Origin of the sequence: Vibrio sp. CCB-PB317 (assembly GCF_022808245.1) — a bacterium.
Lineage (GTDB): Bacteria > Pseudomonadota > Gammaproteobacteria > Enterobacterales > Vibrionaceae > Vibrio > Vibrio diabolicus.
Window position 1 is genome coordinate 42,891 of record NZ_JALGNU010000004.1, and the last position, 13,493, is coordinate 56,383.

The 13,493-nt window shown below is 47.5% G+C and carries 6 protein-coding genes, 4 tRNA genes and 4 rRNA genes; 10 read left to right on the forward strand and 4 right to left on the reverse strand.

Going from position 1 to position 13,493, the window contains the following annotated elements:
• Positions 1-37: 37 nt before the first annotated feature.
• From rrf (MTR11_RS22425) to MTR11_RS22470, 10 genes are all read left to right on the forward strand, one after another.
• Positions 38-154: ribosomal RNA gene (gene rrf / locus MTR11_RS22425) — 5S ribosomal RNA — on the forward strand.
• A gap of 316 nt (positions 155-470) precedes the next feature.
• Positions 471-2,023: ribosomal RNA gene (locus tag MTR11_RS22430) — 16S ribosomal RNA — on the forward strand.
• Between the two features lie 90 nt (positions 2,024-2,113).
• A tRNA-Glu gene (locus MTR11_RS22435) sits at positions 2,114-2,189 on the forward strand.
• A gap of 2 nt (positions 2,190-2,191) precedes the next feature.
• Positions 2,192-2,267 (forward strand) — tRNA-Lys (locus tag MTR11_RS22440).
• Positions 2,268-2,297: 30 nt separating this feature from the next.
• A tRNA-Val gene (locus tag MTR11_RS22445) sits at positions 2,298-2,373 on the forward strand.
• Between the two features lie 323 nt (positions 2,374-2,696).
• Positions 2,697-5,586, forward strand: a 23S ribosomal RNA gene (locus MTR11_RS22450).
• A 93-nt stretch (positions 5,587-5,679) separates the two neighbouring features.
• Positions 5,680-5,796 (forward strand): 5S ribosomal RNA (rrf, locus tag MTR11_RS22455).
• The 16S, 23S and 5S rRNA genes sit together here with 4 tRNA genes alongside, the layout of an rRNA operon.
• 46 nt (positions 5,797-5,842) lie before the next feature.
• Positions 5,843-5,919, forward strand: a tRNA-Asp gene (locus MTR11_RS22460).
• 942 nt (positions 5,920-6,861) lie between these two features.
• Positions 6,862-8,433 carry an ABC-F family ATP-binding cassette domain-containing protein gene (locus MTR11_RS22465; RefSeq protein WP_005397832.1) on the forward strand — a complete coding sequence of 524 codons (1,572 nt, stop codon included), beginning with the start codon at positions 6,862-6,864 and terminating at the stop codon, positions 8,431-8,433.
• A complete protein-coding gene (locus tag MTR11_RS22470; protein WP_114324040.1) occupies positions 8,430-9,587 on the forward strand; it encodes an MFS transporter in 1,158 nt (385 codons plus the stop codon). The genes MTR11_RS22465 and MTR11_RS22470 overlap by 4 nt, the downstream gene beginning before the upstream one ends.
• A 74-nt stretch (positions 9,588-9,661) precedes the next feature.
• On the opposite strand, the gene fis is transcribed toward MTR11_RS22470, so the two are convergent.
• From fis to accC, 4 genes are all read right to left on the reverse strand, one after another.
• Entirely contained in the window at positions 9,662-9,958 is a 297-nt protein-coding gene (gene fis / locus MTR11_RS22475) for a DNA-binding transcriptional regulator Fis (RefSeq protein ID WP_000462885.1), read from the reverse strand.
• Between the two features lie 23 nt (positions 9,959-9,981).
• Positions 9,982-10,950, reverse strand: coding sequence for a tRNA dihydrouridine synthase DusB (dusB, locus tag MTR11_RS22480; protein WP_005382505.1), 969 nt, complete (start codon positions 10,948-10,950; stop codon positions 9,982-9,984).
• Between the two features lie 139 nt (positions 10,951-11,089).
• Positions 11,090-11,977, reverse strand: a complete 888-nt coding sequence (prmA, locus tag MTR11_RS22485; protein ID WP_243328442.1) for a 50S ribosomal protein L11 methyltransferase — start codon at positions 11,975-11,977, stop codon at positions 11,090-11,092.
• 165 nt (positions 11,978-12,142) lie between these two features.
• The gene (gene accC / locus MTR11_RS22490) at positions 12,143-13,486 is read right to left on the reverse strand and encodes an acetyl-CoA carboxylase biotin carboxylase subunit (protein ID WP_005397839.1); all 1,344 of its coding nucleotides are present in this window, start codon (positions 13,484-13,486) and stop codon (positions 12,143-12,145) included.
• Positions 13,487-13,493: the final 7 nt, after the last annotated feature.

Here is a 13,493-nt window from a genome sequence, read left to right on the forward strand (position 1 = left end):
GAGAATTAAAAAACAGCTTTCCGAATTAAAGAATTTGCTTGGCGACCATAGCGTTTTGGACCCACCTGACTTCCATGCCGAACTCAGAAGTGAAACGAAATAGCGCCGATGGTAGTGTGGGGCTTCCCCATGTGAGAGTAGGACATCGCCAGGCTTTATTTTGCACTTGCTTAAGATTTAAGCAAGTCACCATAAAATTCTAATCTTTTTAGAGTTTTATGTTGACTTTCAAAGTGGAAAGCGTATTATACGCACCTCGCTTACGTGCTAAGGCACTGAAAGCCAAGCTCTTTAACAATATAGACCTATCAATCTGTGTGGGCACTCGTTGATGATAATCCAATTAGAAGCCTCGGCTTCAAATTAGGTTTCAATGAAACGAAGTGACCATTGAATCTTCGGATTCAGCACAGTCAATTCAAACATTACTTTATGTAATGTTCAGTATTCATTGAGCCGAACAAAATCTTAAATTGAAGAGTTTGATCATGGCTCAGATTGAACGCTGGCGGCAGGCCTAACACATGCAAGTCGAGCGGAAACGAGTTATCTGAACCTTCGGGGAACGATAACGGCGTCGAGCGGCGGACGGGTGAGTAATGCCTAGGAAATTGCCCTGATGTGGGGGATAACCATTGGAAACGATGGCTAATACCGCATGATGCCTACGGGCCAAAGAGGGGGACCTTCGGGCCTCTCGCGTCAGGATATGCCTAGGTGGGATTAGCTAGTTGGTGAGGTAAGGGCTCACCAAGGCGACGATCCCTAGCTGGTCTGAGAGGATGATCAGCCACACTGGAACTGAGACACGGTCCAGACTCCTACGGGAGGCAGCAGTGGGGAATATTGCACAATGGGCGCAAGCCTGATGCAGCCATGCCGCGTGTATGAAGAAGGCCTTCGGGTTGTAAAGTACTTTCAGTCGTGAGGAAGGCGGCGTCGTTAATAGCGGCGTTGTTTGACGTTAGCGACAGAAGAAGCACCGGCTAACTCCGTGCCAGCAGCCGCGGTAATACGGAGGGTGCGAGCGTTAATCGGAATTACTGGGCGTAAAGCGCATGCAGGTGGTTTGTTAAGTCAGATGTGAAAGCCCGGGGCTCAACCTCGGAATAGCATTTGAAACTGGCAGACTAGAGTACTGTAGAGGGGGGTAGAATTTCAGGTGTAGCGGTGAAATGCGTAGAGATCTGAAGGAATACCGGTGGCGAAGGCGGCCCCCTGGACAGATACTGACACTCAGATGCGAAAGCGTGGGGAGCAAACAGGATTAGATACCCTGGTAGTCCACGCCGTAAACGATGTCTACTTGGAGGTTGTGGCCTTGAGCCGTGGCTTTCGGAGCTAACGCGTTAAGTAGACCGCCTGGGGAGTACGGTCGCAAGATTAAAACTCAAATGAATTGACGGGGGCCCGCACAAGCGGTGGAGCATGTGGTTTAATTCGATGCAACGCGAAGAACCTTACCTACTCTTGACATCCAGAGAACTTTCCAGAGATGGATTGGTGCCTTCGGGAACTCTGAGACAGGTGCTGCATGGCTGTCGTCAGCTCGTGTTGTGAAATGTTGGGTTAAGTCCCGCAACGAGCGCAACCCTTATCCTTGTTTGCCAGCGAGTAATGTCGGGAACTCCAGGGAGACTGCCGGTGATAAACCGGAGGAAGGTGGGGACGACGTCAAGTCATCATGGCCCTTACGAGTAGGGCTACACACGTGCTACAATGGCGCATACAGAGGGCGGCCAACTTGCGAAAGTGAGCGAATCCCAAAAAGTGCGTCGTAGTCCGGATTGGAGTCTGCAACTCGACTCCATGAAGTCGGAATCGCTAGTAATCGTGGATCAGAATGCCACGGTGAATACGTTCCCGGGCCTTGTACACACCGCCCGTCACACCATGGGAGTGGGCTGCAAAAGAAGTAGGTAGTTTAACCTTCGGGGGGACGCTTACCACTTTGTGGTTCATGACTGGGGTGAAGTCGTAACAAGGTAGCGCTAGGGGAACCTGGCGCTGGATCACCTCCTTATACGATGATTATTGCGATGAGTGTTCACACAGATTGATATGGTTTATGAAGTTTAAGAGATAGAACATCCCCCAAGATGTTCAACTTAGTGTCCCGTTCGTCTAGAGGCCTAGGACACCGCCCTTTCACGGCGGTAACAGGGGTTCGACTCCCCTACGGGATACCATTGGGTCGTTAGCTCAGTTGGTAGAGCAGTTGACTTTTAATCAATTGGTCGCAGGTTCGAATCCTGCACGACCCACCATTCTTCTCCACGAAGAATTAAAACTTATGTGGGCGATTAGCTCAGTTGGGAGAGCACCTGCCTTACAAGCAGGGGGTCACTGGTTCGAGCCCGGTATCGCCCACCATTCTCTAAGTATTTTTGGAATAAAACGTCCAAACCAGAACAAGCAATTGATACTGGTTGGCATTTTTGACTCTGAAAGTCTTTAGAAAATGTAACTTCCTTGTGAAGCAACATAGCTCTTTAACAATTTGGAAAGCTGACAAAACAACAATTTATTGTTGTTTGTAAAGTTCTCAAAGTATTCATTTATGAATACAACTAAAAACACATTCAAGTGTTCTTGGAATTTGAGTCCGGCAAAATCGATATGTCTCTCGCTCATTCAAATAATGAGAGACAACTTTGGTGATTTGAACATCAACTCGAAACTCCTTCGGGTTGTATGGTTAAGTGACTAAGCGTACACGGTGGATGCCTTGGCAGTCAGAGGCGATGAAGGACGTATTAACTTGCGATAAGCCCAGATTAGGTAGTAAAAACCACTTGAGTCTGGGATTTCCGAATGGGGAAACCCACTTACATAAGTAAGTATCGTTATGTGAATACATAGCATAACGAGGCGAACCGGGGGAACTGAAACATCTAAGTACCCCGAGGAAAAGAAATCAACCGAGATTCCGAAAGTAGCGGCGAGCGAAATTGGACTAGCCCTTAAGCTTTATAGGCGTTAGGTGAACAAGCTGGAAAGCTTGGCGATACAGGGTGATAGCCCCGTAACTGACGACGCATATTCAGTGAAATCGAGTAGGGCGGGACACGTGATATCCTGTCTGAATATGGGGGGACCATCCTCCAAGGCTAAATACTACTGACTGACCGATAGTGAACCAGTACCGTGAGGGAAAGGCGAAAAGAACCCCTGTGAGGGGAGTGAAATAGAACCTGAAACCGTGTACGTACAAGCAGTAGGAGCAGGCTTGTCCTGTGACTGCGTACCTTTTGTATAATGGGTCAGCGACTTATATTCAGTGGCAAGGTTAACCATCTAGGGGAGCCGTAGGGAAACCGAGTCTTAACTGGGCGTTCAGTCTCTGGATATAGACCCGAAACCAGGTGATCTAGCCATGGGCAGGTTGAAGGTTGAGTAACATCAACTGGAGGACCGAACCGACTAATGTTGAAAAATTAGCGGATGACTTGTGGCTAGGGGTGAAAGGCCAATCAAACCTGGAGATAGCTGGTTCTCCCCGAAAGCTATTTAGGTAGCGCCTCGGACGAATACTACTGGGGGTAGAGCACTGTTAAGGCTAGGGGGTCATCCCGACTTACCAACCCTTTGCAAACTCCGAATACCAGTAAGTACTATCCGGGAGACACACGGCGGGTGCTAACGTCCGTCGTGGAGAGGGAAACAACCCAGACCGCCAGCTAAGGTCCCAAATTACTACTAAGTGGGAAACGATGTGGGAAGGCTCAGACAGCCAGGATGTTGGCTTAGAAGCAGCCATCATTTAAAGAAAGCGTAATAGCTCACTGGTCGAGTCGGCCTGCGCGGAAGATGTAACGGGGCTAAGTAGTAAACCGAAGCTGCGGCAATGCACTTTAGTGCATTGGGTAGGGGAGCGTTCTGTAAGCGGTTGAAGGTGTGTGGTAACGCATGCTGGACGTATCAGAAGTGCGAATGCTGACATGAGTAACGATAAAGGGGGTGAAAAACCTCCTCGCCGGAAGACCAAGGGTTCCTGTCCAACGTTAATCGGGGCAGGGTAAGTCGACCCCTAAGGCGAGGCCGAAAGGCGTAGTCGATGGGAAACGGGTTAATATTCCCGTACTTCTTACAATTGCGATGGGGGGACGGAGAAGGCTAGGTGGGCCTGGCGACGGTTGTCCAGGTTCAAGTGCGTAGGCTGAAGAGTTAGGTAAATCCGGCTCTTCTTAAGGCTGAGACACGACGTCGAGCATCTACGGATGTGAAGTCATTGATGCCATGCTTCCAGGAAAAGCCTCTAAGCTTCAGATTGTAAGGAATCGTACCCCAAACCGACACAGGTGGTCGGGTAGAGAATACCAAGGCGCTTGAGAGAACTCGGGTGAAGGAACTAGGCAAAATGGTACCGTAACTTCGGGAGAAGGTACGCTCTCGACGGTGAAGTCCCTCGCGGATGGAGCTATTGAGAGTCGCAGATACCAGGTGGCTGCAACTGTTTATTAAAAACACAGCACTGTGCAAAATCGCAAGATGACGTATACGGTGTGACGCCTGCCCGGTGCCGGAAGGTTAATTGATGGGGTTAGACTTCGGTCGAAGCTCTTGATCGAAGCCCCGGTAAACGGCGGCCGTAACTATAACGGTCCTAAGGTAGCGAAATTCCTTGTCGGGTAAGTTCCGACCTGCACGAATGGCGTAATGATGGCCACGCTGTCTCCACCCGAGACTCAGTGAAATTGAAATCGCTGTGAAGATGCAGTGTACCCGCGGCTAGACGGAAAGACCCCGTGAACCTTTACTACAGCTTGGCACTGAACATTGACCCTACATGTGTAGGATAGGTGGGAGGCTTTGAAGCGCAGTCGCTAGATTGCGTGGAGCCGTCCTTGAAATACCACCCTTGTAGTGTTGATGTTCTAACGTCGACCCCTTATCGGGGTTGCGGACAGTGCCTGGTGGGTAGTTTGACTGGGGCGGTCTCCTCCCAAAGCGTAACGGAGGAGCACGAAGGTGGGCTAATCACGGTTGGACATCGTGAGGTTAGTGCAATGGCATAAGCCCGCTTGACTGCGAGAATGACAATTCGAGCAGGTGCGAAAGCAGGTCATAGTGATCCGGTGGTTCTGAATGGAAGGGCCATCGCTCAACGGATAAAAGGTACTCCGGGGATAACAGGCTGATACCGCCCAAGAGTTCATATCGACGGCGGTGTTTGGCACCTCGATGTCGGCTCATCACATCCTGGGGCTGAAGTCGGTCCCAAGGGTATGGCTGTTCGCCATTTAAAGTGGTACGCGAGCTGGGTTTAGAACGTCGTGAGACAGTTCGGTCCCTATCTGCCGTGGGCGTTGGAGAATTGAAAGGGGCTGCTCCTAGTACGAGAGGACCGGAGTGGACGAACCTCTGGTGTTCGGGTTGTGTCGCCAGACGCATTGCCCGGTAGCTAAGTTCGGGATCGATAACCGCTGAAAGCATCTAAGCGGGAAGCGAGCCTTGAGATGAGTTCTCCCTGATACTTTAAGTATCCTAAAGGGTTGTCGTAGACTACGACGTTGATAGGCAGGGTGTGTAAGCGTTGTGAGGCGTTGAGCTAACCTGTACTAATTGCCCGTGAGGCTTAACCATACAACACCCAAGGGGTTTTGATGGGCTCAATGAAAGAACGTTGAATGTGTAAGAACGAGAATTAAAAAACAGCTTTCCGAATTAAAGAATTTGCTTGGCGACCATAGCGTTTTGGACCCACCTGACTTCCATGCCGAACTCAGAAGTGAAACGAAATAGCGCCGATGGTAGTGTGGGGCTTCCCCATGTGAGAGTAGGACATCGCCAGGCTTTAAATTTTGGACACTTGCTGATTACAAGCGAGTGATACCACTGCGGAGTGGTAGTTCAGTTGGTTAGAATACCGGCCTGTCACGCCGGGGGTCGCGGGTTCGAGTCCCGTCCACTCCGCCATTTATATTAAGCCTCAGTCGAAAGACTGGGGCTTTTTTTGTTTTGATTACCCGACTTACCTTAACCCCATTTCCATATTGAAACCTTGCATCGAGAGGCAGGCTCTTCTCTCGCTATGCTTTCTAAGCTCTGTCATGAGTGAGGTGTTGCGCAGTTCCTGCGGTTTCTGCTGAGCCGGGTCCCAGTCTCGAGCGCTAGTTTTGAGCCCTTGTGCTTACTTACCAAAGCTTCCTTTATTATTACCTGGAAAGTTTATTCACTAGGTTATGTTATTTTCGGGGAAGATTTCTCTGCTTTAGATGTTTTGATTTAGCCACAGGCGCTCATTAAAATAAACTCAGCGCATTTAAAACTTTCCGAACATGGATTTTGTTTGCAGATCTATTTAAGCCAGTGCCTGCCTTAAAGGATATTCGCTACTTCTTCCTTCTAACCCTCTCCAACCTACAAAGCCACCACTACGTTCGTATAACGTGAGCGGTATAGCTGCTCTCATAGCTGTGCTTGCTGAGTAAGTCGTTCACCTAGCACATTGACTGAGGAAAGGTCTTCTTTCAGTGGATCTTCGTCTAAGTCACGATAGTTTTTAATAATTATCTGGTACTTTTTATTCTAAAGGTGTACGCTTCACATCGAATGTTTTTTCGACAGTAAACCATGTTATATCTCTTGTTTAAAAGCTTTGTAAGAAGGCTGAACTCCGTGCAAAAAACGCGATGAAGTGTTGCTCGGAGTCTTAAATTAATCTTCATCAGGTGTTTTATGCGTGAGCAACTTCGCTGAAGTTATACGCAGGCGTTTGTACACCTGATAAAAGAGAAGAGATGGCCGGTGATATTTCATCATCGGCCTTTTTGTATCTGTTAAGCAGCTACAAAGCATTATCCAGTATTGAAATAAGGGCCGGTATAGATCACCGGCCCTTTTTATTTGGTTAAAAACATGAGTATTTTACAAGTTAAAAATTTGTCTTATCAGATCGCTGATAAGAGTTTATATAACAACGCGACATTTCGAATTAACGAGGGAGAGAAAATAGGTATCACCGGAGCGAATGGCGTTGGAAAAAGCACCTTATTAAAACTGCTTATCGGTGAATTATCTGCAGATAAGGGCTGCATTGACTGGTTACCAAACCTTGAGGTGGGGTATTTAGAGCAACATTTTAAGATGGATAATGCGCTGACGGTTTATGAATGCTTAAAGAGTGCTTTTGAGAACTTATACGCTGCCGAGCAGAAGCTTTGGACTTTGTATCAGGCGATGACCGATTCTCACTCTACATCTCTTTTAAGCCAAGTCGCCCGACTACAGGCATATTTAGAAGATGAAGACTTCTATGCAATTGATACCAAAATTGAACAAGTTGCTGTAGGTCTTGGCATTTATCAATTTGGCTTAGATACACCGCTTGTCTCGCTAAGTGGGGGGCAAAGACACAAGGTCCTTTTAGGGAGGTTGTTACTCCGCAACCCCGATGTGTTAATTCTCGACGAGCCGACAAACTATCTTGATGCTCTGCACATTGAATGGTTGGTCACGTTTCTCAACGATTACACTGGCACTGTTTTACTGGTTTCTCATGATATTGACTTCCTTAATCAAGTAGCGACCAGTATTTGTGATATTGATTATCAAACGGTCCGAAAATACAGCGGCACTTATGTCAAAGCAATGCAGCAAAAGCATCACGACGGTGCTTTGTTAGAAAAGCAATATAAGGCTCAGCAAAATGAAATTCGAAAGTTAGAGCAATTTATTGCCAAAAATGGCGCTGGAGTTAACGCGAGTCTTGCTAAGGGACGCAAGAAAAAACTGGATAAAATCGAACGTATTCAACTGAATTGTATAGAGAAAGTTTCGATGTTTGACTTTGCTCACCAGCCTATTGGGCAACAGTATGTGATTGACGCAAAAGCGTTGATGATAGGTTATCAGCAGCCTCTGCTTCCTGCGCTTGATATCACGTTAGCGCGCGGGGAGAAGTTGGTCGTTTCTGGTTTTAACGGCGTAGGTAAGTCGACTTTAATTAAAACCCTTATGGGGGAGATCGAGCCGCTCTCTGGTGAGGTGGTATTGGCAAAAGGTGCAATGATTGGGTATTTTTCTCAAGATTTGTCTTGGCGTCACCCTCAGCACACGCCTGAGCAGGAGCTATGCTCTTGTGATCCAACGATATCAAGCAAAGAATCACGCAAGCTATTAGCTCGCTTTGGGGTCACCGGAGATAAGACGCAGCGCCACCTAGATACATTAAGTGGAGGTGAGCAAACTCGCGTGAAACTTTGTTGTTTATCAGTCCAGAAATGCAATGTTTTGCTGTTGGACGAGCCAACGACACATTTGGATAGCAGCAGTAAAAATGCGCTTAAAGAGGCTCTCCAGCGCTTTTCTGGTAGTGTGATTGTGGTATCTCATGAGAAGGCGTTTTTACAATCTTGGCCTGATAGAGTTTTAGATATTTCGTTGCTCACTTATGCTGAATCGGAAACAGAACAGGAGGTGGCGCTATGATGCAGTCCATGATCCTATTTCTTGTTGCTTTTCTTGTTGGTGCTGATGAGTTGATGCTTGGATCTATTCTTGAACCTATCGGAAATGATTTAAGTGTTCAACCGAGTCAGGTTACGTTATTTATTACGGCATATAGTTTAGCTATAGCAATTTGTGCTCCTTACCTGGGACGTTTATCAGACCGGGTTGGGCGTATTCGTATCATGTTGCCTGCTTGCTTCGTATTTGGGGTTGCGTCTATTACGACGGGCATAGTTCATGATTTTGAACTTGCGATTGCAAGTCGAGTGATCACAGGTATTGCAAGTGCAGGCATGTTGCCAATTGCATTCGCGTTGGCGGGAGACGCGAAGGGTAATAGAGCGATGCGTCAAATTGTGATGGTTCAGGCGGGATTAACGCTGGGTATGATAACCAGCCCGGCGATCGGAGCATTGTTGACCCAGCTTTTATCATGGCGTGCCGCTTTTATTATTTTGGGCGTTGCGGCTCTTCTTGTCGGTGCCATGAGCGTAGTGTTCATGAACAACAAGCATAATGAGTCCAAGAAGTCAGATACTCTACCACCTATCACAGACGTCATTCATCTTCCAGGCGCGTTGAGGGCGATTCTAGCGATGTGTTTAGGCCTAGGGGGAGGTATTGGTGTATTTAACCTGATAGGCCTTCATATTCGAGATACCAGCGAGTTGGCGCTCGGTTGGGTGGGCGCTATTTATGCTGCTCTAGGGATCGTGAGTGTGGTTGGAAATATGTGCGTGGGGAGAGCTTGCCGTTGGCTTGGTAGCTCTCGAGCCGTTATGCGAGTGGCTTTAATGGTGTGCATACCTTGCAGTGCATGGGTGTTCTCAAATGAGATGAGTACGGTGACCGCTTATCTTCCAGCTCTAGTGCTCTGGTCTCTTGCTGGAGGGGTAGGCTCTCCGGCGTTACAAGCACATATAGCAAGCTTATCTGATGAACATCGAGGTGTGCTGATGTCTTCTGGAATGAGTATGATGCACTTTGGTGTCGCGATTTGGTCTGCCTTGGCGGGTTTCGCTTATTCTGTAGGTAATGAATGGGTCGCTTTCGTGGCTTTGCTATTGTTTGGCTCAGCAGTTGTTATCTTAAAGCCAGTTGGTAATGCTGAACAAAGTGAGCGTTATTCGTAGTGTTTTAGTAGATAAAGAAAAGCCGTTACCTAAAAAGGTAACGGCTTGTTCCAAATACTTTTTGAAAGCCGGTCTTAGTTCATGCCGTATTTCTTAAGTTTTTTGCGAAGAGTACCGCGGTTGATACCCATCATAGTTGCCGCGCGAGTTTGGTTACCGCGAGTGTACTGCATGATAGTATCTAATAGTGGCTGTTCAACTTCAGCTAGAACTAATTCGTATAGTTCTGTTACTTCCTGGCCGTTTAGTTGAGCAAGGTAGTTTTTAAGAGACGCTTTAACAGAGTCACGTAAAGGCTTCTGAGTAATCTGGTCTTGTGACGTTACTGTAGTTACTGTTAATGCTTCTGAAGTCAGATTTTGTTCGAACATATTCGGTCTAGCTCTTCTCTTAATTATGATGCAACGTTATCAAAATAACCTTCTAACGCCTCAATTTGCAGCGGAGCTGCGTCGATAGCGTTGAAGGTACGGCGAAACTCACTTGCCTGTTCATGCTCTTTCAGGTACCACCCAACGTGCTTGCGCGCGATACGTGGACCTAAGAACTCCCCATAAAATTCATGCAGAGCATTCACATGACCAAGCATAATGGTTTTCACTTCCTCAGTTGGAAGCTCCTCCATTGTGGTGCCGTTTTCCAAATAGTGATGGATTTCCTGGAAAATCCAAGGACGACCCTGGGCAGGGCGTCCAATCATTAAAGCGTCCGCACCGGTGTACTCCAGTACAAATTTGGCTTTCTCCGGGCTATCGATATCACCGTTCGCGATAACCGGAATTGAAATCGCCTCTTTTACCGCTTTAATGCTGTCGTATTCGGCCTCACCTTTGTACATACATGCTTTCGTTCTGCCATGCAGAGCAAGAGCTTGTATGCCGCAGTTTTCGGCTAATTTAGCGATCTGGACACAGTTCTTGTTGTCTGTATCCCAGCCAGTTCGAGTCTTTAACGTTACAGGAACGTCCACTGCATTCACGACCGCTTTCAAAATCTCTTCGATAATGTTTGGGTATTGAAGCAGAGCAGAGCCCGCTAGCTTCTTATTCACTTTTTTTGCCGGGCAGCCCATGTTGATGTCGATGATTTGTGCACCGTTCTCAACACTGAATTGAGCTGCGTCCGCCATAAGCTGTGGATCGGAACCCGCAATCTGTACAGAGCGAATGCCCGATTCGCCCTCGTGTACCATGCGCTGTTTCGACTTTGACGTTCCCCATAGTTTTGGGTTAGCAGACATCATTTCACTGACGGCCATTCCCGCACCATAGCGAAGACACAACTCGCGAAACGGTCTATCCGTTACACCAGCCATAGGGGCTACGATTAGATTGTTCTTAAGTTGATAGTTTCCGATTTTCAAAACGTCATCACAGTTCTGTACCAGCAAGGGCGCGCATTTTACGCATTTTTTCACTGCGTGAAAAGACTAATATTTGAGCATTTACAAATTGTTTTTGTAAATTGTATGAATTTCAAACAATTAGCTCTGAAAACCTTGTCTAGCCTTGCTTACGACCAGAGATGCGACACCATTCACTTTGCTCAACAATCGGGTCAATGTGAAGCTCGTCACGGTAATAGTTCGCAACATCTTCGGCTTGAGTGTCTAATACGCCAGACATAGCGAGGTCGCCATGTGGCTTAACTAGGCCTTTAATGATTGGTGCAAGTTCACGCAATGGGCCAGCAAGAATGTTAGCAACAACCACGTCTGCAATCAGACCTTCTGGTTGGTTTTGCGGTAAGTAAACTTCTAGTTTGTCTACAACGCCATTACGCTCAGCATTGTCTTTTGAAGCAAGCAGGGCTTGAGGATCAATGTCGATCCCTATCACTTTTTTAGCGCCCAGTTTGATCGCCGCGATCGCCAGAATGCCAGAGCCACAACCGAAGTCGATAACGGTCTTACCGCTAAGATCCATGCTTTCTAGCCACTCAAGACAAAGTGCTGTTGTAGGGTGAGTACCCGTACCGAATGCAAGGCCAGGATCCAACATAACATTAACAGCGTCAGGATCTGGAATGTCGCGCCAGCTTGGACAAATCCATAGGCGTTCACCAAATTTCATTGGGTGGAAGTTTTCCATCCATTCGCGTTCCCAGTCTTTATCTTCAAGCTGTTCTACTTTGTAAGCAAAATTGTCAGCCAGCATATTGCTCGCTTTAATTTGATTGATGATGAAGTTGGTGTCTGCTTCTGCATCGTACAGTGCCAGAATGTCAGTATCGCCCCATAAGCGAGTTTCGCCAGGTAGAGGTTCGAATACAGGTGTATCCTGCGCGTCTAAGAATGTAACAGACAGCGCGCCAGTCTCTTCCATTAGCATATCGCCGATTTGCTCAGCGTTTTCATTGGTCGCGTTGAGTTTGATTTGAATCCAAGGCATTGGTTTTTGCTCTTAAAGTGAATGAAGTGGCGCAGAGTTTACCAGAACTCTACGATTTGTTTGAGTATATACCCAAATAAGCCTACGTATTTGTTGAATGCTTAGAGTCCATACAAAACAAAAATGCCCACGGGTGTGGGCATTTTGTAAGACGTTAGCTAAGGCTTATTGTAAGCCGAGCTTCTTCTCTAGGTAGTGGATGTTTGCACCACCATGCTGGAAGTTTTCGTCATTCATAATGGAGAATTGCAGTGGCACGTTGGTTTTGATGCCTTCGATGATCATCTCACCCAGAGCATTCTTCATGCGCGCAATCGCCACATCACGGTTTTCACCGTACGTGATTAGCTTACCAATCATTGAATCGTAATGAGGTGGTACTGTGTAACCAGAATAGATGTGTGATTCCCAACGCACACCCATACCGCCAGGAGCGTGAAAACGCTCGATCTTACCTGGAGATGGTAGGAAGCGTTCTGGGTCTTCTGCGTTGATACGGCACTCAATCGCATGGCCACGGATCTTAATGTCATCTTGAGTGAATGACAGAGGTTGACCCGCTGCAACGCGAAGCTGTTCTTTGATTAGGTCGATGCCGGTAACCATTTCTGTTACTGGGTGTTCTACCTGAATACGAGTGTTCATTTCGATGAAGTAGAATTCACCGTTCTCGTATAGGAATTCGAACGTACCTGCGCCGCGGTAACCAATTTCGATACATGCACGAGTACAACGTTCACCGATGTACTTACGCATCTCTTCAGTGATACCTGGTGCTGGCGCTTCTTCCACTACTTTTTGGTGACGACGTTGCATTGAACAATCACGTTCACCAAGGTGGATTGCGCCGCCTTGACCGTCAGCGATAACTTGCACTTCAACGTGACGAGGGTTTTCTAGGAATTTCTCCATGTAAACCATATCGTTGTTGAACGCCGCTTTTGCTTCAGCGCGCGTCATTGCAATCGCTTGGATTAGGTCTTTTTCTGCGCGAACGACACGCATACCACGGCCACCGCCGCCACCAGACGCTTTGATGATGACTGGATAACCAATGCGTTTAGCAAACGCCTTGTTTTTCTCTTCGTCGTTGTCCAGAGGACCGTCAGAGCCAGGTACACAAGGAACGCCAGCTTTCTTCATTGCGTTGATAGCCGACACTTTGTCACCCATCAGGCGGATAGTGTCTGCTTTTGGACCAACGAAGATGAAACCACTGCGCTCAACTTGCTCAGCGAAGTCTGCGTTTTCTGACAAGAAGCCGTAACCAGGGTGAATGGCAACGGCCCCTGTTACTTCTGCTGCAGAAATAATTCGTGGGATATTTAGGTAGCTGTCGATACCACGAGCAGGGCCGATACACACGGTTTCGTCTGCGAGTAGTACGTGCTTAAGATCGCGGTCAGCTGTAGAGTGAACAGCGACGGTCTTAATACCTAATTCTTTACAAGCGCGAAGAATACGAAGTGCAATTTCACCTCGGTTCGCGATGACTACTTTGTCTAGCATAAGGCAA